Below are 25,774 nucleotides of genomic sequence, written 5' to 3'. Positions count from 1 at the left end.
GTTCGACGGCGACGAAGAGATGGTGAAGCTCGAACTCGATCCCTTCGGCTGAGGCGCGAAAGCGCCTCCGCCCGACGGCCCGGCCCGCGTCAGGCGCAGCCGGGCCTTGTGCCATGCGCAGGCTGCGCATCGCCAGCGGCGGTGCCGAGGCCTCGCCTCGGCTCTGGAAAGGGAGAGTTGGGCCGGGATCGGGGCGAGCCTGGCGGAAGGAGAGGAGAGCGCCGCCGGGCCATATCATCCCGCTCTCCTGGAGGATCATCCAATGACCGATACCGACAAACCAGCCACGCCGGAATTCGACATGGCCGCCAGCGTCGCGCGCTTCTTCGCCGAGCGCGATGAGCGCAACCGTCGCGCTGAAGCGGTCCGTCCCGACAACAAGACGGCGCTGTTCGATGCGCTGGCCGCCGCAGGCATCACTCTCGTGACCGTCACCTTCGACGGTTCTGGCGACAGCGGCCAGATCGAGGACATCACCGCGCAATCGGACGACCGGACCGTGGACCTGCCGCAGGGCGAGATCACCATTGCCACGGTGGCATGGGGAACCGACAAGGTGACCGCAATCTCAATGGGCGTTGAGGCGGCCATCGAACAGCTCGCCTATGACTTCCTCTCGGAAACCCATGGCGGCTGGGAGAACAATGATGGCGCCTATGGCGAGTTCAGCTTCGATGTGGCGGCGCGCACCATCACGCTCGACTACAACGAGCGCTACACCGCCACCGAATTCTACAGTCACGAGTTCTGAGGGGGTGGAAATGGCACATCCCTATCATCATGCGCTCTCGTCGGTGAAGAAATGGGGCGGCACGGTCGAGGATTACTTGCCCATCCATAGCTGGTTCGATGCCAGCAAGGAGATCCTGGCCGATTTTCGTCATCGCGCGCTTCGCCACCATGCCGAGGGCATCTTCATGGCCGAGACCATTTTCGGGGCGACGATCACCCTGTCCACCGGCAGGGTGATCCCGGCCCGATGGGTCGGGGAGCAGCATGTCCGCGAGGATCTGGGCCGTATCCCGTCCTTCGCCGATTGGGCGCGGGCAATCCACCCGGCGCCTTGGATGGGGCGGACGCAGCGGATCGAGGCGGAGGTCGATCCGCATTGCGTCAATGGCCGACTTCAGGAAGAAGTCTGAGCAGTCGCGTCAGCCTCCCCCTTATGAAAGCCTCTTGCCATGCTCAGCCATATCGTCATCTCCGTCCTGCTCTGCACGGCTTCCTGCGAACCGGCGGAAATCCGCGTCTGGGACGGTGACTCGATCCGGCTGGGTATGGGACAGCAGTCCGAAGCTGTTCGGATATTCAACATCGACGCTCCCGAAATGGAGGGCCGCTGCATCCATGAAACCGACCTTGCCCGGCAAGCGAAGATCAGGCTGGCGGAAATCCTGCAAGGTCGGCGGGTCGAAATCCTGCGTCAGGGGACCGACCGCTATGGCCGGACCCTGGCGGCGATACGCGTCGAAGGCCGCGATGTCGGCGATATTCTCGTCGATGAAGGGCTGGCGAGAACCTGGGCCGGGCGGCGTGAGCCCTGGTGCTGATCGCCGGATCGTCCCGCCGAGGTGCGGGACGATCCACCGTCGGGACGGGAGAGTAAGAGTGCGGGCCGGTTGGCCGTGACGGATTGTGAGGCGGGAGAGGGGCTTCCGCCGTCCGTCGCGGAGCATTCCCCATGAGCCTTTCCCACCACACCACTTTCGCCTCGATCGGCGAAATTGTCGCGCGACAGATCCTGCCCCGGCTGCGTCATGCCCAGAAGCTGCCGCTGCGCATCTCCTGCATCGGTATCGCCAGCGATGACGAAAGCGATGACGTCGGCGGCTTCGAGCGCACGCTCGTCATCGGCCAGTGCCAATCCCCCGAAGAGGCGTTGATCATCGCCAGCCAGCGCGTTGCGCGCGGTGATTTCCGCGTTGGACAGGGCGATGCGCTGCGCTTTCGCCCCCGCGTCATGGTCATTCAGGACAACGAACTGGGCCTTGTCCTTGCCGGTGAGGTCCGGGCCGGGATCGTGCTCTGGCAGCATCCGGTCGCCTCCGACGCCGAGGCTCGCCGCACCGTCACGGAGGCCAGCCGTCTGCGGGGCATGGCCTTCACGGCATCCGGGCGCGGCGATGCGGTATCGGCTCGTGATCTCCGCCACCGCGCCAGCCTGCTCGAGGCGCGGCTGGTCGATCCCTTCTGGCGCGAGACGACTGCCGATCTGCTGCGGCTGCCACAAGCTGCCTGACCTGTCGCCCCTTTCCATCCACTAGGCCCGGCCCCGCGCCGGGCCTTCTCGTTTCAGGAGCCTGACATGGCCGACTACTTCACCCATTTCTCCTGCCTGCTCGACGTGGGCAGCCCCGAGAACGCCGCCCGCGCGCTTGATCTCTACAACGCGCTGGCGCGCGAAAACGCCGCCGAAGATCCGCCCTCGGACGGCTTCATGCTTTCGATCCAGCCCGAACATGGCGGCACCCAGCTCTGGATGCGCGATGACGGCACCGGCGATCCCGAGCATGTCATCCAGTTCGTCAAACGCTGTGCCGCCGCGTTCGGCCTGACCGGGCTATGGGGGATGCAATACGCCAATACCTGCTCACGTCCGAGAATCGACGGGTTCGGGGGCGGCGCGCATGTCCTCGACCTCGCCACCGGCGAGACGGTGGACTGGATCTACACCGACGGTTGGCTTTCCACCGTTCTGGACGGGGGCGACCCCAATGCCTGACGTCATCGAAACCACGGTCTATCGGCTCGACGAGCTTTCCGAAGCCGCGAAAGACAATGCCCGCGCCTGGTATCGCGAGGGCGGCTTCGACTACGATTGGTACGATGCCGTCTATGAGGATTTCCGGCGGATCGCGGACATCCTCGGCATCCGCATCAAGAGCCGCACCGTCCGCCTCATGGGCGGCGGCGTGCGACAAGAGCCTTGCATCTGGTTTACGGGCTTCTGGTCGCAGGGCGATGGCGCCGCGTTCGAAGGCCACTATTCCTATCGCAAAGGCACGGCGGCGGAAATCCGTACCTATGCGCCGAAGGATGTGGAGCTGCACCGCATCGCGGATGCCCTGCACCAGGCGCAACGCCGCAACTTCTACCAGTTGACCGCCGAGGCGACCCATCGGGGGCGATACTATCACGAATACTGCATGGCGATCTCGGTCACCCGCGACAGCCCGACCTGGCAGGACATGACCGCCGATGCCGAGGAGACCGTCATGGAGGCATTGCGCGATCTCGCCCGTTGGCTTTATCGCCAGCTTGAGCGCGAATACGACTACCTGACTTCGGATGAGGCGGTCGATGAGGCCATCGTTGCCAACGAATACAGCTTCACAGTTGATGGAAAGCGCTTCGGCTGAAACCCTTCTGCGCTGCCTCACAGAACCGACAGCAGGTCCGTCCGTGAGAAGTCGTCGCCGACGAAGAGCAACGGGCAGCCGCGTTCGCTGGCGACCTCATAGGCGAAGCAATCCCCGTAGTTGAGTCCGGCGGGATGAACGCCCTTGCCCCAGCGGGCATAGGCTTCGGCGATCCTGCGTGCCGAGGCTTCAGTGACGGAGACCACCTCGAACCCAAGGCCCTCGACCAGGGCGGCGATCTCTTCACCGACATTGCGCCGCCCGGCGACGATCAGCGCCTCGGCCACTGTTCCGGCCGAGATCAGCAGGCCGTCTGCCGCCTCGATCGCCACCATGCAGGTCTCGGCCTGCGGCTCGTCCAGCACGATGGCCATCAGCGCCGAGGTATCGACGGCGATCATGCCGGCATCCCGTCATCCCCGTAGAGGAAATCCTGGCTGCGCGCGGCAGCCGCGCCGGGCAATGCCTTGCCCCGCGCCGTGGCCCGGACCCGCTCCATCAGCGCGCGCCGGCCTTTCGGGGTCGCCACCACGGCAACCGGCACGAGGCGGGCGACCTCGTGGCCCCGCCGCGTCAGGATCACCTCGTCGCCGGCTTCGGCCCGCTTCACCAGTTCGGTGAGCTGCCCCTTCGCCTCGGTGACAGAAACCCTCATCGCATATCACTCCAGATGTTCTCCGCTATTCTGCACAAGATGGTCCAGATAATGGTCCACTTCAAGCCCCCAGAGCGAAAGGAGGGCCGGGAACAGGTGCCCCCGGACGGGTTGAGAGAGGGTCGTCCGGCAGGTGCCCCTTTCCCTCTCGGAGACCGATCATGGCTTTGCCCGAACTTGCTTCCCAATCCGCAATCCGCGTCCCCGACGAGCGCCGCATGGACTTCCTGCCGCGCCTTTTTGGCCGGCGCCTGCTCATCATCGGCGAGCATACCGTCTTTCGCTTCATGGAGATACTCAGCCCCGGCGATTACGGCGGCGGGCTCTGGGATTTCTACGAACGCGCCGGCCAGCCGCTCTATCTCGCGCCGACCTCAAAGCCCCGTTGCCGCCTGTTCTGCGAAGGCAACGGCTTCGAGGGCGAGGTCTCAAGCGATGCCGCCGGGATCATCGCCACGCTCTTCGCCTTCTCGCATCTTTCCTTCCGCTACGATGACGACGAACTCGCCGAGGGCTATGGTCGCCTCTACGAGCATGCCGCCGATCACGCGGAGGCGGCGGCGATTTTCCAGGCCATCGACTGAAACCCACAAGCGCCCAGCCTGACGGTCGGGCGCTTGTTTCATGCCTGCTTTCGCCACGGCTTCAGAGCGAGAGATGGGCCGGAAGGGGTTTGAGCCGGTGCGGTCGAGAGAGAGCGCTGCCCGGCTTGATCCTGACTTGCTCTCCCGAGGAATCCCCGATGAACATGATTTCCGCATCCGCGGCGGCATCCGCCACCGCGCCGCTTCCGTTCGACCATGACGCTGAGACCGCGGCCTGCGTTTTCACCGCTGCCGGTCTGCTGCTGCCGCATCTGGAACGCGGTCAGCGTGTCGACGCCGCCACGCTGCGCGGCGCCATGGAGGCCGCCTTCGGCACGTCCGATGCCGCCGGCGCTTGGGACTGGAAGACCGCCTATGATGCCTGCGAGGCGGCGACCGTCCTCTTCCTGCGCAAATACGGCAATGCACTTTTCCGCAAAGCCGGGTCTCCGTCGGCAATCCTGCCGCAGCTTACGAAAATTGCCGGGCTCCTGCCGACCCACACCCGGCGTTCCGAGGAAGCGCAGACCTTCCAGCAGTTCTCCACCCCGATCCCTCTCGGCTTCGCTGCGGTGACGGCGGCGGCGATCACGCACGCCGACCGCGTGCTGGAGCCCTCGGCCGGCACCGGGCTCCTCGCCATCCTGGCCGAGATCGCCGGCGGTGCGCTGCTCGTCAACGAACTGGCCGAGGTCCGCGCCGGCCTGCTTTCCTCCCTCTTTCCGGCCCTGTCCATCACCCGCTTCGACGCCGCCCAGATCGACGATCATCTCGATCCCGGCCTGATCCCGACAGTGGTGCTGATGAACCCGCCGTTCTCGGTCATGGCCCATGTCGAGGGCCGCGTGGCTGATGCCGCCTTCCGCCATGTCGCCTCGACGCTGGCGCGCCTTGCGCCCGGCGGGCGGCTCGTCACCATCACCGGCGCGAGCTTCGCCCCCGACAATCCGGCCTGGACGGCTAACTGGAAACGGCTGCAGGAGCGCGGCCGCGTGGTCTTCTCGGCCGTCATCGATGGATCGGTCTATGCCAAGCACGGCACCACCATCGACACGCGGCTGACCGTCATCGACAAGCTGCCCGCCGAAGACCCGGCGGTGTTCCCGGCAGCGCCCGGTGTGGCGTCGGATGTTGCCACCCTGATGGGCTGGCTGGCGGAGCAACTTCCGGCCAGGCTTCCCGTCGATCCCGGCCTGGCCGTGCCGGTGGCACGACCGACCGCGCCGCGCACCGTGCGCGGCTATGTCAACCGCGCCGCGCGATCCGCGCCCGACGCGCCCCTTGCGGAACCGGAGGCCGTGCCGGTCGCCTACGAGATCGTGGATTGGGAACCGGCCGAGGGCGGCCGCCTCTCCGACGCGATCTACGAGGAATACGGTCTTCAGACCATCCGCATCGCCGGGGCGCAGGCGCATCCGACCCAGCTCGTGCAGTCGGCCTCGATGGCGAGCATCGCGCCGCCGAAGCCGAGCTATCGTCCGGTGCTGCCCAAAGACATTCTCGGCAGGCTGTCCGAGGCGCAGTTGGAGACGGTGATCTATGCCGGCGAGGCCCATATGGGATTCCTCGCCGGGGCTTGGACGGTGGACGACACGCTCGACAATCTTGCTGCCACGCCGGAGGACGCCAAGGGCGCCGTCCGCTTCCGCCAAGGGTTCATGGTCGGCGATGGCACCGGCGTCGGCAAGGGCCGGGAATCCGCAGCGATCATCCTCGACAACTGGATGCAGGGGCGGCGCAAGGCGGTCTGGATCTCGAAGTCCGACAAGCTGCTGGAGGATGCGCAGCGCGACTGGTCGGCGCTTGGCATGGAGCGGCTGCTGGTCACGCCGCTGTCGCGATTCCCGCAAGGCGCAAAGATCACCCTGAACGAAGGCATCCTATTTCTAACCTATGCCACGCTGCGCTCCGACGACCGCGGAGAAAGGATTTCCAGGGTCAGGCAGATCGTCGAATGGTTGGGTTCCGACTTCGATGGAGTGGTGATTTTCGACGAGGCGCACGCAATGGCCAATGCCGCAGGAGGCAAGGGAGAACGCGGCGATGTCGCCGCCAGCCAGCAGGGCCGTGCCGGGCTGCGCCTCCAGCACGCCCTGCCGCAGGCCCGCGTGGTCTATGTCTCGGCCACCGGCGCCACCACCGTCCACAATCTCGCCTATGCGCAGCGGCTCGGTCTCTGGGGCGGCGAGGATTTCCCATTCTCGACCAGGGCGGAGTTCGTCGAGGCGATCGAGGCCGGCGGCGTCGCGGCGATGGAGGTGCTGGCGCGCGACCTGCGGGCGCTTGGCCTCTACACCGCCCGCTCGCTGTCCTTCAAAGGCGTGGAATACGAGTTGCTCGACCACGAACTGACCCCTGAACAGGTCCGCATCTACGACAGCTATGCCGATGCCTTCGCCATCATCCATAACAATCTCGATGCGGCGATGCAGGCCGCCAACATCACCGGCGGCGAGGGCGGGTCCGGCACGCTGAACCGGCAGGCCAAGTCCGCCGCCCGCTCGGCCTTTGAGAGCGCCAAGCAGAGGTTCTTCGGGCACCTGTTGACGTCGATGAAAACCCCGACGCTGATCCGGTCCATCACGGCCGATCTGGAAGCGGGACATTCTTCCGTCATCCAGATCGTCTCGACCGGCGAGGCGCTGATGGAACGGCGGCTGGCAGAGATCCCCACCGAGGAATGGGGCGATCTGAAAATGGACCTGTCGCCGCGCGAGTATGTCCTAGACTACCTCGCTCATTCCTTCCCGGTGCAGCTTTATGAGCCGTTCACGGATTCGGAGGGCAACCTGTCGTCGCGCCCGGTCTATCGTGATGGCCAGCCGGTCGAGAGCCGCGAGGCCGCGGCCCGGCGCGACGAGATGATCGCCAACCTCGCCAGCTTGCCGCCGGTTCCCGGCGCGCTCGACCAGATCATCCAGCATTTCGGCACCGACACGGTGGCGGAGGTCACGGGCCGCTCGCGTCGTATCGTCCGCAAGCGCGGCGGCGGCGTTACCATCGACCGGCTCGTCGTGGAAAGTCGCGCCGGTTCGGCCAACCTGGCCGAGACGCAAGCCTTCATGGACGATCAGAAGCGGGTGCTGGTGTTCTCCGATGCCGGCGGCACCGGGCGCAGCTATCACGCCGAACTGTCAGCGAAGAACACCCGGCTGCGCGTCCATTACCTGCTCGAAGCCGGCTGGAAGGCGGACGCCGCCATCCAGGGCCTTGGCCGGACGCATCGCACCAATCAGGCGCAGCCGCCGCTGTTCCGGCCGATCTCGACCAATGTGAAAGCCGAGAAGCGCTTCCTCAGCACGATTGCCCGCCGCCTCGACACTTTGGGCGCGATCACGCGCGGCCAGCGCCAGACCGGCGGCCAGGGCCTGTTCCGGCCCGAGGACAATCTGGAAAGTCCCTACGCCCGCGACGCGCTGCGCCAGCTCTATCTCCTGCTGGTGCGCGGCAAGGTCGAGGGATGTTCGCTCGAACGCTTCGAATCCGCCACCGGGTTGAAACTGATGGACGCGAACGGCATCAAGGACGAGCTGCCCGCCATCACGACTTTCTTGAACCGGCTGCTGGCGCTGACCGTCGAGCTTCAGGGCGTTCTCTTCAGCGCTTTCGAGCAGCTTCTGACCGCGCGGATCGAGGGCGCCATCGCGTCCGGCATCTATGACGCTGGGCTGGAGACGCTGCGCGCCGAGAGCTTCACCGTCACCGACCGTCAGGTGATCTACACCCATCCCCGCACCGGGGCCGAGACCAGCCTGCTGACGATCACCGAACGCAAGCGCAACCGGCCCGTCATGCTCGATGCCGCCCTAGCGGAACTCGACGATCCGCGCGCGAAGCTCCTGATCAACGGGCGCTCAGGCCGCGCGGCGGTGCAAATCCCCACCACCAGCGTCATGCTGGACGATGGCGAGATCGAGCGCCGCGTCAGGCTGATCCGGCCGATGGAAGCACACAATATCCCCATCAGGATGATGGGCGAGACCCATTGGGTCGAGGCCGACCGGGACGCATTCGCTGCGGCCTGGAATGCGGAACTTGCGGAGGTGCCGGAGTTCGCAGACAGCACCCTGCATATGGTGACGGGCTTGCTGCTGCCGATCTGGAAACGGCTGCCGAACGAGTCCACCCGCGTCTATCGCCTCCAGTCTGACGCGGGCGAGCGCATCATCGGCCGCAAGGTCTCCCCGGCCTGGGCCGCGAACGCGACCACGACCGGCATCGCGAAGGTCACGCCGAAGGATGCTTTCGCGGCGCTGATGGAAGGCCGGACGATCCTCGATCTCTCCGAGGGCCTCCAGCTTCGCCGGGTCCGCGTCATGGGGGTGAACCGCATCGAGCTTTCCGGCTTCACCGACACCATGCGCCAGCGTCTCACGGCATACGGCCTCTTCCACGAGATCATCTCCTGGAAGCTGCGCATGTTCGTGCCAGTCGATGCCAGCGGACCCGCCGTGCTGGCCAAGCTCTTCGACCGCTGGCCGGTCGAGCGCATCGGTGAACGGGAGGCAGCCTGATGCCGCGTCACGACGCCTTCGAACTGGCGACCCGTCTCGGCCGAGAGGCCGAGGCGGTCTGCCGCCACTATCTCTCGTCCGGCCACCGCGCCGGGCGATATTGGCTGGTCGGCGATGTGCAGAACACTCCTGGCCGCTCGATGTTCGTGCGCCTGACCGGCCCGGGTTCCGGCAAGGGCGCGGCGGGGAAATGGACCGACATGGCCACCGGGGAGCATGGCGATCTGCTCGACGTCATCCGCGAGGCGCTTGGCCTTGTCGACTTCAAGGACGTGGCCGAGGAAGCGCGCCGTTTCCTTGCCCTCCCGCATCCTGAACCGGAGAAGACGAGGACGCCGACCGGCAGCACATCCAGCAGCGTGCCCGGTTCGCCTGAAGCGTCGCGCCGCCTCTTCGCCATGGCGCAGCCGATCCACGGCACCCTTGCGGCGATCTACCTCAACGGGCGGGCGATCACCTCCCTCTCGGACACCACCGCGCTGCGCTACCATCCGAGGTGCTACTATAGACCCGACGAGTCTTCACCCACCGAGATCCGGCCGGCACTCGTTGCCGCCGTCACCGATCTTGCGGGCCAGCAGACCGGCGCGCATCGCACCTGGCTCGCCCCGGACGGTTCCGGCAAGGCGGCTGTCGAAACACCGCGGCGGGCGATGGGCGTCCTTCTCGGGCACGCTGTCCGCTTCGGAACCGCCGCTGAGGTTCTCGCCGCCGGCGAGGGCATCGAGACCGTGCTGTCGCCCCGTCAGGTTCTGCCCCGCATGCCGATGCTGGCGGCGCTTTCGGCCGCTCACCTCGCTGCCATCCTGTTCCCGCCGTCGCTGCGCCGGCTCTATGTCGTCAGGGATCGCGACCCGGCCGGGGACGGTGCAAGAGACGGCCTGGCCGCCAGAGCAGAGAGCCTCGGGATCGAGGCGATGTCGCTCACGCCGCTCAACGGCGATTTCAACGATGATCTGCGACGCCACGGCGCCGATGCCCTCCGGGCGCGTCTGAAGGATCAGCTTCATCCTGAAGACGTCCGCCGGTTCATGGAGAGGTGAGGTCGTGATCGGTCCCGGAGGCGCGGCCCAGCGTCATCCTCTGCCGGTTTCAGTCTTTCGCCATCGGCAGGTGCATCCATCGTCGGAGAGTCCCGCGCCCACGGCCTTCGGAGAGGGCGATCGGCGCACAAACGGGCCGGGCAGGCAATGGCCGGGTTTGGACTATTTTCCGCCGGCGGGGACGAACCCCGCCTTTGCATCGCGAAAGTCAAAATAGCCCACCCCCGGCCATCAAGGCCCTCGCGGAGCGGGCGAGGGCTGCCAACCCGTCCCGCCCGTGCGCTTCGACGCCTGCGAAGGCCGCGATGGGCGCGGTCTCCAGACGAAGGACGCTCCCGATGACGAACGAAACCTATTCCGCAGGCGACGAGCCGGTCCACACCTCCTCCCAGACCGATCACACCCTCACCGAACTCCAGCTCTACGGCTGGCGCCCGTTCCAGGACGAACCCGATCCGAGGCCGCTGCCCGAGGGCAACACCGTCGCCGCCGCCGTCACCGACATCTTCGACGCCCTCGTCGCGACGCTCGGCGACACCCGCTTAGAGCCCGACCTCGAAGAGCTGCTCTGGGGGACCGTCAATCTCTTCCACCGCGCCACCGGCCGGGTGGAGCGCGATCTCGACGACAACGAGCAGGCGCAGCGCCGGCTTCAGCGGGAACAGGACGGCAGCGAGGTCAAGTCGGTCGAACTCGAACGCCTCACGGCCGAGGGGCAGACCCTGATCGAACGGCGCGCCAGCATGGAACTCTTCCGCGACCTCGCGGCCGAGGCTTTCGAGCACCACACCGGCAGTGCCTGGCGGCCGCGCAGCGGCTCGATGGTCAACCATCGCAACCTGACCGCCGCGATGATCGACAGCCGCGACTTCCTTGCCGCGAAGCGCCGGGCCGAGACCGAGGTGATGCTGCCCGCCGGCCCGAAGGTTGTCGTGACTGGCGGCGCGGACTTCAACGATCACCGCCTGATCTGGGCGAAGCTCGATCAGGTCCATGCCAAGCACCCCGAGATGGTGCTGCTGCACGGCGGGTCGCCGAAGGGAGCCGAACTGATCGCTTCCCGTTGGGCAGATCACCGCAAGGTGCCCCAGGTCGCCTTCCGGCCCGACTGGACCAAGCACGCCAAGGCGGCGCCGTTCAAGCGAAACGATGCCATGCTGGACGTGCTGCCGGTCGGCGTCCTCGTCTTCCCCGGCACCGGGATTCAGGAGAATCTCGCCGACAAGGCCCGCAAGCTCGGCATCCCGGTCATGAAGTTCGACGGCGGCGCGTAAGCGCCGCCGCCTGGCGGCTTTCGGCCGCCGATACTTGACAAGATGCAAGGCCGCGCCTTTGATGGAACATCCTTGCAGAACCGGCGAAGCAGCATAGTCGCAGGCGGAGCGCATCTCCCGGCAGCCTGTCGTGATCCCCAACCGTTCTCTGGAGGTTTCCATGACGCTGATCCTGCTCGCCATCTCGCTCACCATCGCGGCCTGCGTGATCGCCTGGAATCTCGCGATCTATGCCTTGCCCGTCATGGCAGCCATCACGGCCGCGCAATATGCCTGGGGCGCGGGCGCCGGGGTCGTGATGTCCGGCCTCATGGCCATCGGCGCCGCCGTGCTCTCGATCGCGCTTGTGATCGTGACTCTTGGCTTCGCGAAGAACCCGGCCCTGCGGCTCATTGCGCTCGCTCTCTTCGCCGTGCCCGCCGTCATCGCCGGCTATGCCCTTGTCTATGGCATCACCAAGAACGCCATCGACTCGGGGCTGGTTCTCAACCTGTTCGGCGGCATGGGCGGTCTCGTCCTCGGCATCTCGGCCATCGTCAATCTGAACGCCCTCGGCGAGTCGGTGTTCTCGCGCTGAAACGGCAGACGCGATCAGCCACTTCTGAGGAAGGCCGGCAGCTTGCGCCGCCGAGCCCCGGTCGTTTCGCCCAAGACGGAAAAGCAGTTCGTCGCAGCATGTCACCATCGCACCCGGTCTGCTTCTCGCGGCGCTTGAAATGGTCTGCGGTGCGAACCGTGGTCCCGTGCGGTCGATGCCCCGCTGCATCGGTCCACGTCGTTTCGTGGGGCCTTCGCGAACACCTTCCTTGTCCCTTCACGATGCTGAGGGACCGAGCCTTTGGCCGATGAAGCAGGGCGGCGCCATACCGGACCTGAGAACCCGATAGCCTGTCCGATCACATCGCGGATGACATGGCCTTCCGGCGGCGGACACGACGGTGACCGGCAAAGACGGTTGAAGGAGTGCCATGCCGGTGGTCTCGGTTCGCATGGGGGCCTGCCTGGTCGCTGTCGCCAGCAAGGACGATGGTTCTGCTGTGCGTCCCCGATCTGCTTTCGAAAGCACCATCCCTCCGCCTGACTGATCCCCTAAGTCCGTTCGGCTTCCACCAGCAACCCCCGCGGCTCCCAGCCGTGTTGCCGCGCAAACGCGGCTGCCCGCCCCACCTGGGGCCTTGGGGGCAAGCTGCAGCAAGGGCGGCAGTTGCAGGAGTCTTCCGACGGCCTTGGCCGGGTCTCGTCGGAGGGACGGTCCCTCCGAGGAGCAACGGAGACCTACAATGCAGAACATCGTCATCCTCGCCGGCAACATCGGCCAGGCCCCCGAAACCCGCACCACCCAGGGCGGCACCGGCATCACCCACTTCACCCTGGCCACCTCGCGCCCCCGCTATTCGGAAGGCCGCGTCCTGCGCGACGAGAACGGCTATCGGGTCCAGGACACCGAATGGCACCGCATCACCTGCTTCAACGGCCTCGGCAAGACGGTCCAGCAGCATTGCGACAAGGGCATGAAGGTTCTGGTTCGCGGCCGCATCCACTACACGAAATGGACCGATGCCGCCGGGGTCGATCGCTACGGCTGCGAGATCATCGCCGAGACGGTCGATTTCCTGAGCCGGGCGAAGCAGACCCAGAACGACGACGGCAAGTTCATCGACGACGATGACATTCCGTTCTGATCGGGAACCCGAGGCCCGGCGGCGCAAGCCGCCGGGTTTCCCTCCTGCTTCACCGGATCGCGCCCGCCGCTTCTGGCAAGGTCCGGCGACCGAATCAGACGGGCATGGACGGGAGCGTCGTCTCTCTATCCTTGATAATTGCACCTGAATTTCGGCTGGTGCTCACAGCGAGAACGACTATTATAGTCGTAGTTCTGGAGTGCGTGCGTATCCCGGTGGGAGGTGATCATGTATGATCACCGCTCGCCAATCTCGGGCTGCGCGCGCGTTACTGGGATGGACACAGGAGACGCTCGCCGACAAGGCCCAGGTCGCATTGACCGCACTCAAACGCCTCGAATCCCAAAGCGGGCTCGAGGTGTTCGAGTCCACCCGCGACCAGGTGCGCCGCGCTCTCGAAGCGGCCGGGATCGTTTTCTTGTCGACGGATAAGGGCGAGGGCGTGTTGCTGCAACACGATACGGTCAACACCGACAAACGGTGAAACAGCGGCCAGCGTGATGTCAGGTTCTCGTCAAAAGGAATGGCTATCTTCCGCCGAAGATGGTTAACAAATACGTTACCCGAACGTGAGCGAATGATGGGCCGCGCGACACAGACATATCTCGACACACCACCGTCCAGCCAGACGCTGACGTCTTATGATCGCGAGCATATGAAACTCTACATGCGCCTTCTCGATGCCGAGCGTGATGGCGCCGATTGGCGCGAAGCTGTGCAGGTTCTCTTTGGCCTCGATCCAGAGTGCGATCCCGACCGCTGCCGCTCCATCCATGATACTCATCTCGCTCGCGCGCATTGGATGACCGAACACGGCTACCGCGAACTGGTCCGCGAAAGCCAGCGCAATTCCTGACGCGTGATGCGTGCCGCGCATCACCTGTTGACCATCGCCTGACTTCCTCAATTCAACGCGTGCGGGAATCCTGACCCTTCTCAATTCGTTTGAGTAGACCCGGGAGGCCGCGATGACCCCTGACGCATCGACTTGGCGTTCGTCGGCGCAATACGACCATCTGGATGAACTGACGGCATCCGATCTGGCCTGGGAATGGCTGCGCCGCAATGACGATTATGACGCAGATTTTGAAGCCTCAATTGCCGACCATGGAGACCCCCAACCGCTGACCGAACGGATCCGGCAGCGCTGGGGGTTGCGATTTCCCTGTCGATCCGCTGGTCCCGCCACCCGATGCGCCGGTCTTCTGGCTCCCAGCGGAGGACACAAGTGTGGTGGTGCTGACCGAAGCCCCTTCGGAACTTGACGACAGCACTGACGGCGCTCCGCCGAACTGGCGCCTCGACTTCTCGGTCGAGAACGCTGGCGCGGAGTTCCATGTCCCGCTTGGCAATGGGCGGAAGCTCCAGATCTTCGACGGCGCCATTATGGGGGACGCGATCGCGGTCGCCGTCGTCCCTCTCAGCCTCGCCGGTTTCGACCGGATCGAGGCCATTCAACGCTTCCTTTCGGCCCTGCATGGTCGCGCGATCCCGCCGGATACGCGCCTGACACGCCAGCAACGCGCGCGCCTCCGACGGATGCTGCGGGCCTTCGATGGCCATCGGGCCGGCGCGACGCAGCAGGAGATCGCGCGGGTTCTTCTGAACACCGGCCGGCTTGAGCGGGACGAATGGCAGGCGTCCTCGGCCCGTCATGCCATCAAGGCACTCCTGCGCGACGCCCGTTCCATGGTCGCCGGCGGTTATCGGAAACTCCTGCGTCATCGCCGCCCACGATAACGCGATCCTTTGCCCTGATGGTGGGCGATTTCGATACCCCCCAACTTCGCCCTGCAACTCGCCGCTCTTCCTGCGCCACCGTGGTCATTGCCCGCCGCTGATCCGCAGCGGCCGCTTGCAACCCCACGGAGGCCCGATCATGCCACATGAACCCGTCGTCCTGCCGCCGCGTTTTCTACGGACCAAGGAGGCCGCGACCTTTCTCAGCCTCTCGGCCCGGACCCTCGAAAAGCACCGCACCTACGGAACCGGGCCAGCCTATCGCAAGCTTGGCGGCCGTGTGGTCTATGCCATCGACGATCTTGAGGCCTGGACCGAGCGCGGCGCGGTGACCTCCACCTCCGATCCGCGCGGCTCCGTGCTGCCCGCCAAGCGTCATGCGTTTCCGTCCGGCCCGCAGGCCGGTCGTTACGCCCGCTGATCGCAGCCGGTTCCCTTCATGACGGTGCGACGCCGATCCCTTTCTGAGCGCGGGCAGCTCGACCTGTTCCGGGCGCTCCCCGGCGATTTCGCGCCACGAGACGCGCAGGATCTCATGGCCTATCCCTTCTTCTCCCTCGCCAAGTCGAAGCGCATCGCGCCCATCGACTTCGCCGCCGGCAATGTCTCCATCCGGGTCGAGGCTGTTCCCGATCACGGCATGGCCACGATCTGGGACGCCGATATTCTGATCTGGGCGGCGAGCCAGATCGTCGAAGCCCGCGACAGCGGCCTTCGCACCTCCCGGCTGATGGCCGCCACGCCCTACGAGATTCTCACCTATGTCGGGCGCGGCACCGGCTTGCGCGACTATCAGCGCCTGAAGGCGGCGCTCGACCGGCTGCAATCGACCACGATTTCCACCTCGATCCGCCAGCCGGTCGAAGGGCGCCGGCATCGCTTCTCCTGGATCAACGAATGGCAGGAACGCACCGACCATAGCGGCAGACCCGATGGCATCGAGATGATCGTGCCGGACTGGTTCTACCAGGCCGTCCTCGACGATGCGCTCGTGCTGACCATCGACCGGACCTATTTCGATCTCACCGGCGGCCTCGACCGCTGGCTCTACCGCCTGGTGCGCAAGCACGGCGGCCGCCAGCGCGATGGCTGGCGGTTCGATTTCCGTCACCTTCACCAGAAATCCGGCAGCCTGTCGCCGTTCAAGCGCTTCGCCTTCGAGTTGCGCGACATCATCCGGCGCCAGCCGCTGCCGGGCTATTCGCTGTTTCTCGAGGCCGAGGTCGGCGGGCGAATGCTGCTGGCCTTCGAGCCGCTCGCGCCCTGTGGAAAACCTGTGGATGGCCTCGTGCTATCGGGAACCCGGACTATCGTGCTATCGGGAACCGGAGGCTCGTGCTATCAGGAACCGAAACCGGGCTTAACACCCGGAACCCATTCAGGAAATCGCGCCCTTAACTTAGAGTCTAACAAAGAGTCTAACTTTGAAGAGCGCGCGCGCGATGTGGAAAACCTCATCCGCGACACCGCCAGAAGCCTTGGTAGAGCCGCTAAGAAGAGGGCATCCGACGCCCCGGCATCGCCTCGACCGGCATCTGATCGAGGCGCAACCGAGGCTCCTGAATCTGCAGAAAGACCCCGCCTGCCTCTCGATCTGCCGGGGGGGTGCAAATGATCATCGCGCTCCTCAACCAGAAGGGCGGTGTCGGCAAGACGACGCTGGCGCTGCATCTTGCCGGTGAACTGGCTCAGGGTGGCAAGCGCGTCACCCTGATCGACGCCGATCCGCAAGGCTCCGCCCTCGACTGGTCGCAACAACGCGCGCGTGAGGGCCTGCCACGCGCCTTCGGCACCGTTGGCCTGGCCCGCGACACGCTGCATCGCGAAGCGCCCGAACTCGCCCGCGATGTCGATCGCATCGTCATCGACGGGCCACCGCGCGTCGCCGGCCTCATGCGCTCCGCGCTGCTCGCCGCCGATCTCGTGCTGATCCCGGTGCAGCCATCGCCGTTCGACGGCTGGGCTTCGGCGGAGATGCTCGCCCTCCTGGCGGAGGCGCGCATCTACCGGCCCCAGCTCGTTGCCCGCTTCGTGCTCAACCGCTGCGGTGCCCGCACCGTCATCGCCCGCGAGACCGCCGAGACGCTGGCGGACCACGATCCTCCCGTGCTCACCAGCGCCATCGGCCAGCGCGTCGTCTTCGCCGACGCCGCGCAGACCGGGCGGCTCGTCCGCGAGATCGGGCGCCGATCACCCGCCGCGCGCGAGATTGCCGCCCTGGCCGCCGAGATCGGCCTGCTGGGGATCGGGAGGGTATCGGCATGACGATCCTTACCGGCGACTGCCGCGAAGAAATGCCCTGGCACGCACCCTACGACATGATCATCGCCGATCCGCCCTATGGCGACACTTCGCTCGCCTGGGATCGGCGCGTCGAGGGCTGGGTCGTGCTGGCGCGCGCCGCCCTCAGGCCGACCGGCTCGCTCTGGGTCTTCGGCTCGCTGCGCAGCTTCATGGCGACCGCCGACCGCTTCACTGACGCCGGCTTGCGGATCGCGCAGGAGATCGTCTGGGAAAAGCAGAACGGCACCGGCTTTCATGCCGACCGCTTCAAGCGGGTGCATGAACTGGCCGTCCAGTTCTATCCCGCCGAGACCGCTTGGCGTGACATCTACAACGACGTCCAGACCACGCCCGACGCGACGGCCCGCACGGTGCGGCGCAAGCAGCGCCCGCCCCATACCGGCCAGATCGACGCCGGCCATTATGTCAGCCATGACGGCGGGCCGCGCCTCATGCGCTCGGTCATCTACCTGCGCAACTGCCACGGCCGCGCCATCCATCCGACCGAAAAGCCGTCGGCGCTCCTGGAGATCCTGATCCGCACGAGCTGCCCCGAAGGCGGCCTGGTCGGCGACTGGTTCGCCGGTTCCGGCGCGGCCGGGGAAGCCTGCCGGCTTTCCGGCCGGCGCTATCTCGGCTGCGAGATCGACCCCGACATGGCCGAGTGCGCGCGGGCGCGCATCGCCACCGTGCTGCCATTCCATGACGGAATTTCGTCATGACGGCGCGCACCGAGAAGCGCTGCTTCGCTACGCGCCCGGCCGATCCCGATAGCTGGATCAAGGCCGGCGACGCGCCGCCAAAGCGCACGGATACCGCCGACGCCTATTCGGCGCGGCTGACCGTGGACATCACGCCGGCGCTGCGCGGCCGCATCAAGATCGCGGCCTTCCAGCGCGGCATCACCGTCGCCGACATGCTGCGCGACCTGCTGGCGCGCGAGTTTCCCGACATAGGGGGAGACCGCCCATGATCGGCATCGACGCCCATGACGGCGATCTGACCCGCGCGGAACTGACCTGGGTGGAAGGCAAGACCGAATACTGGATCAGATTCGGCCATGCGACTGGTGAGCAGATCCTCGATCGCAACCGGCGTGTTGTATTCTTCCATCCCGGCACGGTGTTTGCGTTCGTCCGCTGGGCGGCGAACGACCACGGCACGATCATTTCGCGCCTCGACATCCTGCGCGCGGTTGCGCCGGGCCAGTCCTATCAGACGCTGCCCTTCGTCCGTCCAGGCGGCGAAATCCTGCTGAAGATCGAAGGCTGGCCGAAGGTCGAGGCTGTCCTTCGCCATGTCGACGGGATCGAGGCCATAGGTGTCGATCCGGCCCAAGTCGATCCCGATCATTGGCGGCACGTCTCCCACTGGATAAACGCAGGCGAAGCGCCGCGTCCCTACACCGCGGAGCGTCATCAGGCATGGCTCTGGCGGCGGGAGATCGCCCCATGACGCGCTTTCGCTATGTCATGGTGACGACGGTTGCCACGCTCGGGATCGCCTTTGCCGGATTCGTTCCGACTGCGCCAAGGCTGGTCTGGAACGCATCGGCCAGCGTGCCGATCGGGTTCTATACTGTCGCACCCGACGACCGGATCGCGGTGCCCGATCTGGTCGCCGTCATCCCACCCGAACCCTTCGCCTCGTTTATGGTCGAGCGCGGCTACGTCGCACGCGACGTGCCGCTTCTGAAGCACGTTCTCGGCCTGCCCGGACAGCGCCTGTGCCGCGATGGCCGCGCCATTATCGTCGACGGCGTTCCGCTCGGCGAGGCGCGCGACCACGACAGCTTCGGCCGAGACCTGCCGGTCTGGCAGGGCTGTCGCGTCATCGCCGAGGGCGAAGTGTTCCTGATGAACCCGGACGTCGGCGACAGCCTCGACGGCCGCTATTTCGGCCCGTTCCCCGCCTCGGCGGTGATCGGCCACGCGATCCCGCTTTTCACCGACGAAGACGGCGAGGGCCGCTTTGTCTGGCGCGCGCCGATGCGGTGACAGCGCGTCCAGAGCGGGGCCGTTGAGCCGTCCCGCGTCTTCTCCACCGCATAGGAAAGGAGCCTTCCATGGCACAGATCGGCCAGTTTACCCGCACCCCGTCCGGCTATTCCGGGCGACTCCGCACGCTCTCGCTGGACGTCGAGCTGACCTTTACGCCGTCGGAAAATGCGGACGCCGACAAGGCGCCTGCCTATCGCATCCATCTCGGCGATGAGTATGGGCCGGAAGTCGGCGCAGGCTGGAAACATTCCGGCGAGCGCGCGGGACCGTTCGTCTCCGTGCTTCTCGACGATCCAGTTTTCCAGCAGCCGATCCGCGCCCGCCTGTTCCAGTCGGACGAAGACGGCCGCGACTGGGGCTTGCACTGGACCCGCCAAAAGAAGCGCGACGAGCAGGAGTGATCATGGTCACGTCCTGCATCCGTCCCGCCTCGGGGAGATGTGGCGCCCGCCGCCGCATCCTCCTCCTTCTTCTTTCCGGCCTGTTCGTCACAGCCATTGCCCCGCTGCCCGGCCTGGCGCAGATCGCCGTGATGGGTCGTGCCGTCGCCGTGCATCCGCACGGCGCCCATATCGAAGAGGCTTCGCAGCGGTTCGGCATCCCGGCGGCATGGATCATCGCCGTGATGCAGGTCGAAAGCGCGGGCAATATGCACGCCATATCGTCTGCCGGCGCGATGGGGCTGATGCAGGTCATGCCCTCGACTTGGGCGGAGCTGCGCATCCGCCATGCTCTCGGCCGCGACCCCTTCGAGCCGCGCGACAACATCCTCGCGGGCACCGCCTACCTACGCGAGATGTGGGATCGCTACGGCAATGTTGCCGCGATGCTCGCGGCCTACAATGCCGGTCCCGGTCGCTACGATGAATACCGCGCGACGGCTCGTCCGCTGCCTGCCGAGACGCGCGCCTATGTCGCTGCTTTGACGCCGATCCTGCTCGGCGAGCGGCCTTCCGGCAGCGGCTCGACGGTCGCTCCGCCGCCCGACTGGCGCGAGGCGGCGCTCTTCGTCGCGCGTGAAATCGGCGCTTCCGCTGCCGATCCCGCGTCCCCCGACCGCACGCCGGACGATGCCCCTTCGCTCGTCCCGGCGGCACCGGACGCACTCACCGCCTTGCAGTCGGAGGGGCTGTTCGTCGCCCGCGATGCCGGTGGGGACCGGCCATGAGCAGCGGCACCGCAATTCGCATCCCATCGGGCGCTGGCGTGTCATGGAGGGCGCAGAGGGTGGCGGCAGGCACCACGACCGAAAGATGGCGAGATAAAAGGCCGCACGGTGCGGCTGTGGCGGGCGGTTGTTTTTGTTCAGGTTTCCGGCGCGTCCCGCACCGTGCGGCGCTGGCGCGCACCGTGCGCTGCGCGCTCCTCTTCCTGATTTTCCTTGATGATTTGCACCGTGCGGGGGCGCCCCATGTCCGATGACAACGAGTTCCGCATCCGTCCGGGCCGTATCCGCTCGACCCGCGCGCAACAGGCGAGGCCCTTTGTCGCCCAGGCGCTCGCCGCCGCCCAGAAAGCCGGCGGACGCGTCTCGCGCTCCGGCAAGATCACCTCGGGCAACCGCTCACGCTTCGGGCGCGGTCAGCGCGCCAGCATCCAGGCCAACCGGCTTCTCACCGGACGCTCGCGCATCGCCGTCATCAAGACCCGCGTGGTTCGCCAAACGGCACGCTCGGCTCCGCTCGGCGCACACCTTAATTATCTGCGCCGCGATGGCGTGACCCGCGACGGGGAAAAGGCGCGGATGTTCGGCCCGGAAAGGGACGACATGGATGTCGGCGCTTTCGCGGAAAAGTGCCAGGACGACAGGCATCATTTCCGCTTCATCGTCTCGCCCGAAGACGCGGTGGACATGGCCAATCTGAAGGATCACGCCCGCGAGCTGATGGGGCAGATGGAGAAGGATCTCGGCACGCGCCTCGATTGGGTCGCCGTCGATCACTGGAACACCGACAATCCCCATATCCATATCATCCTGCGCGGCCGCACCGACGATGGCCAGGACCTGGTGATTTCCCGCGACTACCTCAAGGAGGGCATGCGCGCCCGTGCGCAGGATCTGGTCACGCAGGAACTCGGGCCCCGCACCGATCTGGAGATCCACCGCAATCTGGAGCGGCAGGTCGAGGCGGAACGCTGGACGCAGCTCGACCGGCAGCTTGTGCGCGACGCCGGCAAGTCCGGCATCATCGACCTTGCCCCGCTTCCCGACCGCCAGCCGGACGAGTTTCATACTCTGAAGGTGGGGCGGCTGCGAACCCTTGAAATCCGCGGGCTTGCCGAAGAGATCGGCCTCTCGCAATGGTTCATCAAGCCCGAAGCCGAAGCGGTCCTGCGTGAACTGGGCGAGCGCGGCGACATCATCAAGCGCATGCACCGTGCCCTGACCGAACGCGGCATCGAACGCGGCTCGGCCAGCTATGTCCTCGCCGGCGAAAGCCTTGACGTTCCCGTCATCGGCCGCCTGGTCGAGCGCGGCCTCGACGACGAGTTGAAGGGCACCGCTTATGCCGTGGTCGACGGCACCGACGGGCGGACCCATCACATCAAGCTGCCGCATCTCGACGCCGCCGGCGACAGTCCGCCCGGTTCCATCGTCGAGTTGCGATCCTGGGAGGACCCGCAGGGGCAGCGCCGCGTCGCGCTCGCCGTCCGCGCCGATCTCGATCTTGGTGCGCAAGTCGGCGCCTCGGGCGCGACCTGGCTCGACCGGCAGGCCATCGCCCGCGATCCGATCGCGCTGTCGGACAGCGGTTTCGGCGCTGAGGTCCGTCAGGCTCTGGACGAACGCGCTGAACATCTGATCGGCGAGGGCTTTGCCGAGCGGCAGGGCGGTCGCGTCGTCTTCGCGCGCCGGCTGCTCAGCACCTTGCGCCAACGCGAACTCGACAACCTCGGCGAGAAGCTCGCAACCGAGACCGGCATGTCCTTCGAGCGCGCAGCCAGCGGCGAATATGTCGCCGGCTCCTATCGCCAGCGTTTCGCGCTCGCCTCCGGCCGCTTCGCCATGATCGACGACGGCCTCGGCTTCCAGCTCGTGCCCTGGTCGCCCTCTCTCGAAAAACAGATCGGCCGTCACGTCTCCGGCGTAGCCCGCGATGATGGCGGCGTAGATTGGGACTTCGGGCGCAAGCGCTCCCTCGGCCTTTAGCCTCAACCAGAAAGGACCATCGCAATGTCCGCGACCAAGATCCTCTGGGGACAGATCACCATCGTCTTCCTCATCATCCTCGCCACCACCTGGGGCGCGACCCAGTATGTCGCCTCGAGCCTCGGTTATCAGGCGCAACTCGGGCCGCCCTGGTTCGTGATGTTCGGCGTGCCGATCTATTATCCGCCCGCGATCTTCTGGTGGTGGTATTTCTACGAAGCCTATGCGCCGCCGATCTTCGCCAAGGGCGGGATCATCGCGGCATCGGGCGGCTTCATCGCCATTGCCGTCGCCATCGGCATGTCGGTCTGGCGGGCGCGCGAGGCGAAAAACGTCGCCACCTATGGCTCGGCGCGATGGGCCGGGAAAGGAGAGATCAAGGCGGCGGGCCTGCTCGATCCCGATGGTGTTGTTCTCGGCCGTTACGAGAAGGACTATCTACGCCATGACGGGCCGGAGCATGTCCTGTGCTTTGCCCCGACACGTTCGGGCAAAGGCGTCGGCCTCGTCGTCCCGTCGCTGCTGACCTGGCCGGGGTCGGCCATCGTCCACGACATCAAGGGTGAGAACTGGCAGCTCACCTCCGGCTTCCGCTCGCAGCACGGCCGCGTGCTGCTCTTCGACCCGACCAACCCGAAATCCTCGGCCTACAATCCGCTGCTGGAAGTGCGCCGCGGCGAGTGGGAGGTGCGCGACGTCCAGAACATCGCCGACATCCTCGTCGATCCGGAAGGCAGTCTCGACAAGCGCAACCATTGGGAAAAGACCAGCCATTCGCTGCTGGTGGGCGCCATCCTGCATGTGCTTTACGCCGAACCCGACAAGACCCTGGCAGGTGTGGCCAAATTCCTGTCCGATCCGAAGCGCCCGGTGGATTCCACGTTGCGCGCCATGATGAAGACCGCGCATCTGGGCGAAGCGGGGCCGCACCCGGTCGTTGCCAGCGCCGCGCGCGAGCTGCGCAACAAGTCCGAGAACGAGCGCAGCGGCGTGTTGTCGACGGCGATGTCGTTTCTCGGCCTGTATCGCGATCCGGTCGTGGCCGAAGTCACACGCCGCTCCGACTGGCGCATCAGCGATATTGTGGGAGGCGATCAGCCGGTCACGCTTTACCTCGTCGTGCCGCCCTCCGACATCAACCGCACCAAGCCGCTGATGCGATTGCTGCTCAATCAGATCGGCCGTCGCCTGACCGAAGACCTGCAGGCGAACGCCGGGCGGCATCGGCTCCTTCTGATGCTGGACGAGTTTCCGGCGCTGGGCAGGCTCGATTTCTTCGAGACCGCGCTGGCTTTCATGGCCGGCTACGGTCTGAAATCATTCCTGATCGCGCAGTCGCTGAACCAGATCGAGAAAGCCTACGGGCCGAACAACTCGATCCTCGACAACTGCCATGTCCGCGTCAGCTTCGCCACCAACGACGAGCGCACGGCGAAACGGGTGTCGGATGCGCTCGGCACCGCCACCGAGATGAAGGCGATGAAGAACTATGCCGGCCATCGCCTGTCGCCCTGGCTCGGGCACCTTATGGTCTCGCGCTCGGAAACCGCGCGCCAGTTGCTGACGCCGGGCGAGATCATGCAGCTTCCCCCACATGAGGAGATCGTCATGGTGGCGGGCATCCCCCCGATCCGGGCGACGAAGGCGCGCTATTACGAGGACGCCCGGTTTCGCGAGCGCGTTCTGTCACCGCCTGAATTGAAAGGTCCCGAAGAAACGCGGCCCGACGACTGGACCAAGCTTCCGATCCCGGCGCGACCGGAAGGCGCCACGGATCACGGCGACCAGAGAACCAATGACGAAGATCCGACCGAATCCGAACGCCGATTGCAGCCTGAACTCAGCCGCGTAAAGCCCGTGGAGAAGAAAAAGCCCCTCGAGAACGAATTCGAGATCGCGCCGCCCGATGAAGTTGAGGAAGAGGCCATGCAAAATCGGCGCATGATCCGCCAGGTGCAGGGCATTGCCCGGCAGGTTGCCATGGACCCGAACGACGGCATGGAGCTGTAGCGCCATGGCCAATCTCCGGAAGAAGAAAAAACTCACCGTCTATCTGGACCCCGATGTCGAAAAAGCCCTGACCGAGTTTGCCGCGCGGCGGGACCGGTCGCAGTCGATGATCGGCGAGGCGGCCATCGCCTCATTCCTGTCTCCCGACGATGCCGAACGCCGAGAGGCGATAATCGCCAAGCGCCTCGATCGACTCGATCGCCGCATGGACCGGCTTGAACGAGACGTCGGCATCGCCGTCGAAAGCCTGGCGGTCTTCATCCGCTTCTGGGTCAACACCACACCGGCCTTGCCTGAGCCGGCGGCAAAGGCCGCGAAGGCCAAATCAGCGGAGCGATACGAGGCGTTCATCACCGCGCTCGGTCGCCGCCTCGCACAGGGACCGAAGCTGCGGCAGGAGGTGTCGGAGGATGTGACGGATCAGAGAGTTGAATTTGGCCGCCTTAGTCGTTGACACGAGTTCCCGCTCCCGGTTGGCTGAGCAGTAACAAGGATCCGCCGGAAGCGGCCTTCGCGACTGTCGCGGTCTTTGGGATTTTCGCGAATTATCCTAAGGTGATGGCTGTATATTCACTCGACTTTGGAGGAACAGCCTTGAGACTTGCCATTGCCAGCCTGTTCGCCATCGGTCTCGCCGTCCCTGCCTTCGCCCAGACGGAACCGCCCGCAGATTTTGACGAAGCCGCATGGCAGGCCGAATGGGACGCGGGCGACACGGATGGCGACGGCAAGCTGAGCCGGGAAGAGGCGAAAGCCGGGAATCCGAACATGACCGATGAAGTCTTCGACCAGATCGACACCGATGGCGACGGTTTCATCAGCCCCGCGGAAGACAAGGCCGCGCTCTTCGAAGCACGCGGCAAAACCACAAATGAATAGGGTATGGGCGGGGGCTTTTGGCGCAACGGTGTTTGTCGCGGCAGCATCCGTGGCAGGCGCGGAGGCGCCCACGTCCGCCAGACCGGCCGGGTTGCCTGAGAACTATGTTCCTGAAATCCCCTCGCATGAGATGGAGCCGGACACCGGCCCGCTTTCGGCCGCCCTACAGGAGCGTTTCCGCGACCGTATCGCCGGTATCTTCATCGAGCGCGAGCCCGATTTCCATGTCGTCGTCAGGCTAACGGGAGACCGGGATGCGGGCACGCTTCAGTACCAATTGGGCGAAGATCGGGTGCGTGTCGAAGTCCTGACAGGCGCATCCCATACCGTCGATCAACTGGTCGCCGCGTTGGATGACCGCCAGATGATTACGCGCGTTCTTCCCGATGGCTACGGCGGATATGTCGATGAGCGCACCGGATATGTGGTTCTTACGGTTCTCCCCGGAACAGAGCTTGCCGGTGGCAGCGAAGCATCCCTTTCGGCTGCTTTGGGCGTGCCGATCCGCATCATCGAAGGGGAACCCGCTACAATCGGTCCAGCACCACAGCAGCGGGAAGAGCGGTAATCCATTGCGGCCCGGATTCCGGGCCGCGACGT

At 65.8% G+C, this 25,774-nt stretch carries 32 protein-coding genes; 30 read left to right on the top strand and 2 right to left on the bottom strand.

Going from position 1 to position 25,774, the window contains the following annotated elements:
- Positions 1-262 precede the first annotated feature (262 nt).
- The 6 genes from OHI65_RS01910 to OHI65_RS01885 all read left to right on the top strand — a co-directional run bounded on the left by OHI65_RS01910 (position 263) and on the right by OHI65_RS01885 (position 3,359).
- Positions 263-751 (top strand): DUF6878 family protein, encoded by a 489-nt coding sequence (locus OHI65_RS01910; protein WP_012092608.1) that lies wholly within the window; start codon positions 263-265, stop codon positions 749-751.
- A gap of 10 nt (positions 752-761) precedes the next feature.
- A complete protein-coding gene (locus OHI65_RS01905; RefSeq protein WP_012092609.1) occupies positions 762-1,142 on the top strand; it encodes a DUF6915 family protein in 381 nt (126 codons plus the stop codon).
- A 39-nt stretch (positions 1,143-1,181) separates the two neighbouring features.
- Positions 1,182-1,550 (top strand): thermonuclease family protein, encoded by a 369-nt coding sequence (locus tag OHI65_RS01900; protein WP_012092610.1) that lies wholly within the window; start codon positions 1,182-1,184, stop codon positions 1,548-1,550.
- Between the two features lie 131 nt (positions 1,551-1,681).
- Positions 1,682-2,239: a hypothetical protein gene (locus tag OHI65_RS01895; RefSeq protein ID WP_012092611.1), complete on the top strand. Its 558-nt coding sequence runs from the start codon at positions 1,682-1,684 to the stop codon at positions 2,237-2,239.
- Positions 2,240-2,305: 66 nt separating this feature from the next.
- Entirely contained in the window at positions 2,306-2,722 is a 417-nt protein-coding gene (locus OHI65_RS01890) for a hypothetical protein (RefSeq protein WP_012092612.1), read from the top strand.
- A complete protein-coding gene (locus tag OHI65_RS01885) occupies positions 2,715-3,359 on the top strand; it encodes a hypothetical protein (RefSeq protein WP_012092613.1) in 645 nt (214 codons plus the stop codon). Before OHI65_RS01890 ends, OHI65_RS01885 begins: the two co-directional genes overlap by 8 nt.
- A 17-nt stretch (positions 3,360-3,376) precedes the next feature.
- Here the strand turns inward: OHI65_RS01885 and OHI65_RS01880 are convergent, their stop codons facing one another.
- Both OHI65_RS01880 and OHI65_RS01875 read right to left on the bottom strand, forming a co-directional pair.
- The gene (locus tag OHI65_RS01880) at positions 3,377-3,760 is read right to left on the bottom strand and encodes a type II toxin-antitoxin system VapC family toxin (RefSeq protein ID WP_012092614.1); all 384 of its coding nucleotides are present in this window, start codon (positions 3,758-3,760) and stop codon (positions 3,377-3,379) included.
- Positions 3,757-4,014: a type II toxin-antitoxin system Phd/YefM family antitoxin gene (locus OHI65_RS01875; RefSeq protein WP_028034381.1), complete on the bottom strand. Its 258-nt coding sequence runs from the start codon at positions 4,012-4,014 to the stop codon at positions 3,757-3,759. The genes OHI65_RS01880 and OHI65_RS01875 overlap by 4 nt, the downstream gene beginning before the upstream one ends.
- 161 nt (positions 4,015-4,175) lie before the next feature.
- Between OHI65_RS01875 and OHI65_RS01870 the strand changes: the two genes are divergently transcribed.
- The 24 genes from OHI65_RS01870 (at position 4,176) to OHI65_RS01755 (ending at position 25,742) form a co-directional block, all read left to right on the top strand.
- Positions 4,176-4,598: an antirestriction protein gene (locus tag OHI65_RS01870; RefSeq protein WP_012092616.1), complete on the top strand. Its 423-nt coding sequence runs from the start codon at positions 4,176-4,178 to the stop codon at positions 4,596-4,598.
- A 158-nt stretch (positions 4,599-4,756) separates the two neighbouring features.
- Positions 4,757-9,112: a strawberry notch-like NTP hydrolase domain-containing protein gene (locus OHI65_RS01865; protein WP_012092617.1), complete on the top strand. Its 4,356-nt coding sequence runs from the start codon at positions 4,757-4,759 to the stop codon at positions 9,110-9,112.
- A complete protein-coding gene (locus OHI65_RS01860; protein WP_036749060.1) occupies positions 9,112-10,155 on the top strand; it encodes a toprim domain-containing protein in 1,044 nt (347 codons plus the stop codon). The genes OHI65_RS01865 and OHI65_RS01860 overlap by 1 nt, the downstream gene beginning before the upstream one ends.
- Positions 10,156-10,493: 338 nt before the next feature.
- Positions 10,494-11,429, top strand: coding sequence for a DUF2493 domain-containing protein (locus OHI65_RS01855; protein ID WP_264358721.1), 936 nt, complete (start codon positions 10,494-10,496; stop codon positions 11,427-11,429).
- Between the two features lie 160 nt (positions 11,430-11,589).
- A complete protein-coding gene (locus OHI65_RS01850) occupies positions 11,590-12,006 on the top strand; it encodes a hypothetical protein (RefSeq protein WP_012092620.1) in 417 nt (138 codons plus the stop codon).
- 703 nt (positions 12,007-12,709) lie between these two features.
- Positions 12,710-13,111 (top strand): single-stranded DNA-binding protein, encoded by a 402-nt coding sequence (locus OHI65_RS01845; RefSeq protein ID WP_012092621.1) that lies wholly within the window; start codon positions 12,710-12,712, stop codon positions 13,109-13,111.
- Positions 13,112-13,343: 232 nt separating this feature from the next.
- A complete protein-coding gene (locus tag OHI65_RS01840; RefSeq protein ID WP_012092622.1) occupies positions 13,344-13,595 on the top strand; it encodes a helix-turn-helix domain-containing protein in 252 nt (83 codons plus the stop codon).
- A gap of 93 nt (positions 13,596-13,688) precedes the next feature.
- The gene (locus tag OHI65_RS01835) at positions 13,689-13,967 is read left to right on the top strand and encodes a DNA -binding domain-containing protein (RefSeq protein WP_012092623.1); all 279 of its coding nucleotides are present in this window, start codon (positions 13,689-13,691) and stop codon (positions 13,965-13,967) included.
- Between the two features lie 112 nt (positions 13,968-14,079).
- The gene (locus OHI65_RS01830) at positions 14,080-14,376 is read left to right on the top strand and encodes a transcriptional regulator domain-containing protein (protein ID WP_012092624.1); all 297 of its coding nucleotides are present in this window, start codon (positions 14,080-14,082) and stop codon (positions 14,374-14,376) included.
- A complete protein-coding gene (locus tag OHI65_RS01825) occupies positions 14,342-14,851 on the top strand; it encodes a DUF2285 domain-containing protein (RefSeq protein ID WP_036749067.1) in 510 nt (169 codons plus the stop codon). Before OHI65_RS01830 ends, OHI65_RS01825 begins: the two co-directional genes overlap by 35 nt.
- Positions 14,852-14,990: 139 nt before the next feature.
- Entirely contained in the window at positions 14,991-15,272 is a 282-nt protein-coding gene (locus OHI65_RS01820; RefSeq protein WP_012092626.1) for a helix-turn-helix transcriptional regulator, read from the top strand.
- Between the two features lie 18 nt (positions 15,273-15,290).
- Positions 15,291-16,466, top strand: coding sequence for a replication initiator protein A (locus OHI65_RS01815; protein ID WP_012092627.1), 1,176 nt, complete (start codon positions 15,291-15,293; stop codon positions 16,464-16,466).
- Positions 16,463-17,116, top strand: coding sequence for a ParA family partition ATPase (gene parA, locus OHI65_RS01810; RefSeq protein WP_012092628.1), 654 nt, complete (start codon positions 16,463-16,465; stop codon positions 17,114-17,116). The genes OHI65_RS01815 and parA overlap by 4 nt, the downstream gene beginning before the upstream one ends.
- A complete protein-coding gene (locus OHI65_RS01805; RefSeq protein WP_012092629.1) occupies positions 17,113-17,856 on the top strand; it encodes a DNA-methyltransferase in 744 nt (247 codons plus the stop codon). Before parA ends, OHI65_RS01805 begins: the two co-directional genes overlap by 4 nt.
- Positions 17,853-18,107 (top strand): hypothetical protein, encoded by a 255-nt coding sequence (locus OHI65_RS01800; RefSeq protein WP_012092630.1) that lies wholly within the window; start codon positions 17,853-17,855, stop codon positions 18,105-18,107. The genes OHI65_RS01805 and OHI65_RS01800 overlap by 4 nt, the downstream gene beginning before the upstream one ends.
- Complete coding sequence (locus tag OHI65_RS01795; RefSeq protein WP_012092631.1) at positions 18,104-18,589, top strand: DUF2840 domain-containing protein; 486 nt, start codon at positions 18,104-18,106, stop codon at positions 18,587-18,589. The genes OHI65_RS01800 and OHI65_RS01795 overlap by 4 nt, the downstream gene beginning before the upstream one ends.
- Positions 18,586-19,131, top strand: coding sequence for a S26 family signal peptidase (locus tag OHI65_RS01790; RefSeq protein WP_012092632.1), 546 nt, complete (start codon positions 18,586-18,588; stop codon positions 19,129-19,131). The genes OHI65_RS01795 and OHI65_RS01790 overlap by 4 nt, the downstream gene beginning before the upstream one ends.
- 68 nt (positions 19,132-19,199) lie before the next feature.
- Positions 19,200-19,535 (top strand): DUF736 domain-containing protein, encoded by a 336-nt coding sequence (locus OHI65_RS01785; protein WP_012092633.1) that lies wholly within the window; start codon positions 19,200-19,202, stop codon positions 19,533-19,535.
- A gap of 2 nt (positions 19,536-19,537) precedes the next feature.
- Positions 19,538-20,302 (top strand): lytic transglycosylase domain-containing protein, encoded by a 765-nt coding sequence (locus OHI65_RS01780; protein ID WP_012092634.1) that lies wholly within the window; start codon positions 19,538-19,540, stop codon positions 20,300-20,302.
- 243 nt (positions 20,303-20,545) lie between these two features.
- Entirely contained in the window at positions 20,546-22,285 is a 1,740-nt protein-coding gene (locus OHI65_RS01775; RefSeq protein WP_012092635.1) for a relaxase/mobilization nuclease domain-containing protein, read from the top strand.
- 24 nt (positions 22,286-22,309) lie between these two features.
- On the top strand, positions 22,310-24,295 hold the full coding sequence (locus OHI65_RS01770) for a conjugal transfer protein TraG (RefSeq protein ID WP_012092636.1): 1,986 nt from the start codon (positions 22,310-22,312) through the stop codon (positions 24,293-24,295).
- Positions 24,296-24,299: 4 nt separating this feature from the next.
- Positions 24,300-24,749, top strand: a complete 450-nt coding sequence (locus tag OHI65_RS01765; RefSeq protein ID WP_012092637.1) for a CopG family transcriptional regulator — start codon at positions 24,300-24,302, stop codon at positions 24,747-24,749.
- 140 nt (positions 24,750-24,889) lie between these two features.
- Entirely contained in the window at positions 24,890-25,174 is a 285-nt protein-coding gene (locus tag OHI65_RS01760; RefSeq protein WP_036749074.1) for a hypothetical protein, read from the top strand.
- Complete coding sequence (locus OHI65_RS01755) at positions 25,167-25,742, top strand: hypothetical protein (RefSeq protein WP_028034399.1); 576 nt, start codon at positions 25,167-25,169, stop codon at positions 25,740-25,742. The genes OHI65_RS01760 and OHI65_RS01755 overlap by 8 nt, the downstream gene beginning before the upstream one ends.
- Positions 25,743-25,774 lie beyond the last annotated feature (32 nt).

Source organism: Brucella sp. MAB-22 (assembly GCF_025908475.1).
Lineage (GTDB): Bacteria > Pseudomonadota > Alphaproteobacteria > Rhizobiales > Rhizobiaceae > Brucella > Brucella anthropi.
This window is presented reverse-complemented; position numbering and strand designations above follow the sequence as displayed.

Coding starts and splice junctions, on each gene's coding strand:
- OHI65_RS01870 (WP_012092616.1), top strand. CDS start 4,176: ATGGCTTTGCCCGAACTTGCTTCCCAATCCGCAATCCGCGTCCCCGAC.
- OHI65_RS01840 (WP_012092622.1), top strand. CDS start 13,344: ATGATCACCGCTCGCCAATCTCGGGCTGCGCGCGCGTTACTGGGATGG.
- OHI65_RS01765 (WP_012092637.1), top strand. CDS start 24,300: ATGGCCAATCTCCGGAAGAAGAAAAAACTCACCGTCTATCTGGACCCC.
- OHI65_RS01755 (WP_028034399.1), top strand. CDS start 25,167: ATGAATAGGGTATGGGCGGGGGCTTTTGGCGCAACGGTGTTTGTCGCG.
- parA (WP_012092628.1), top strand. CDS start 16,463: ATGATCATCGCGCTCCTCAACCAGAAGGGCGGTGTCGGCAAGACGACG.
- OHI65_RS01845 (WP_012092621.1), top strand. CDS start 12,710: ATGCAGAACATCGTCATCCTCGCCGGCAACATCGGCCAGGCCCCCGAA.
- OHI65_RS01850 (WP_012092620.1), top strand. CDS start 11,590: ATGACGCTGATCCTGCTCGCCATCTCGCTCACCATCGCGGCCTGCGTG.
- OHI65_RS01890 (WP_012092612.1), top strand. CDS start 2,306: ATGGCCGACTACTTCACCCATTTCTCCTGCCTGCTCGACGTGGGCAGC.
- OHI65_RS01815 (WP_012092627.1), top strand. CDS start 15,291: ATGACGGTGCGACGCCGATCCCTTTCTGAGCGCGGGCAGCTCGACCTG.
- OHI65_RS01835 (WP_012092623.1), top strand. CDS start 13,689: ATGATGGGCCGCGCGACACAGACATATCTCGACACACCACCGTCCAGC.
- OHI65_RS01795 (WP_012092631.1), top strand. CDS start 18,104: ATGATCGGCATCGACGCCCATGACGGCGATCTGACCCGCGCGGAACTG.
- OHI65_RS01770 (WP_012092636.1), top strand. CDS start 22,310: ATGTCCGCGACCAAGATCCTCTGGGGACAGATCACCATCGTCTTCCTC.
- OHI65_RS01800 (WP_012092630.1), top strand. CDS start 17,853: ATGACGGCGCGCACCGAGAAGCGCTGCTTCGCTACGCGCCCGGCCGAT.
- OHI65_RS01875 (WP_028034381.1), bottom strand. CDS start 4,014: ATGAGGGTTTCTGTCACCGAGGCGAAGGGGCAGCTCACCGAACTGGTG.
- OHI65_RS01830 (WP_012092624.1), top strand. CDS start 14,080: ATGACCCCTGACGCATCGACTTGGCGTTCGTCGGCGCAATACGACCAT.
- OHI65_RS01790 (WP_012092632.1), top strand. CDS start 18,586: ATGACGCGCTTTCGCTATGTCATGGTGACGACGGTTGCCACGCTCGGG.
- OHI65_RS01905 (WP_012092609.1), top strand. CDS start 762: ATGGCACATCCCTATCATCATGCGCTCTCGTCGGTGAAGAAATGGGGC.
- OHI65_RS01900 (WP_012092610.1), top strand. CDS start 1,182: ATGCTCAGCCATATCGTCATCTCCGTCCTGCTCTGCACGGCTTCCTGC.
- OHI65_RS01780 (WP_012092634.1), top strand. CDS start 19,538: ATGGTCACGTCCTGCATCCGTCCCGCCTCGGGGAGATGTGGCGCCCGC.
- OHI65_RS01880 (WP_012092614.1), bottom strand. CDS start 3,760: ATGATCGCCGTCGATACCTCGGCGCTGATGGCCATCGTGCTGGACGAG.
- OHI65_RS01895 (WP_012092611.1), top strand. CDS start 1,682: ATGAGCCTTTCCCACCACACCACTTTCGCCTCGATCGGCGAAATTGTC.
- OHI65_RS01775 (WP_012092635.1), top strand. CDS start 20,546: ATGTCCGATGACAACGAGTTCCGCATCCGTCCGGGCCGTATCCGCTCG.
- OHI65_RS01885 (WP_012092613.1), top strand. CDS start 2,715: ATGCCTGACGTCATCGAAACCACGGTCTATCGGCTCGACGAGCTTTCC.
- OHI65_RS01805 (WP_012092629.1), top strand. CDS start 17,113: ATGACGATCCTTACCGGCGACTGCCGCGAAGAAATGCCCTGGCACGCA.
- OHI65_RS01855 (WP_264358721.1), top strand. CDS start 10,494: ATGACGAACGAAACCTATTCCGCAGGCGACGAGCCGGTCCACACCTCC.
- OHI65_RS01820 (WP_012092626.1), top strand. CDS start 14,991: ATGCCACATGAACCCGTCGTCCTGCCGCCGCGTTTTCTACGGACCAAG.
- OHI65_RS01865 (WP_012092617.1), top strand. CDS start 4,757: ATGAACATGATTTCCGCATCCGCGGCGGCATCCGCCACCGCGCCGCTT.
- OHI65_RS01910 (WP_012092608.1), top strand. CDS start 263: ATGACCGATACCGACAAACCAGCCACGCCGGAATTCGACATGGCCGCC.
- OHI65_RS01785 (WP_012092633.1), top strand. CDS start 19,200: ATGGCACAGATCGGCCAGTTTACCCGCACCCCGTCCGGCTATTCCGGG.
- OHI65_RS01860 (WP_036749060.1), top strand. CDS start 9,112: ATGCCGCGTCACGACGCCTTCGAACTGGCGACCCGTCTCGGCCGAGAG.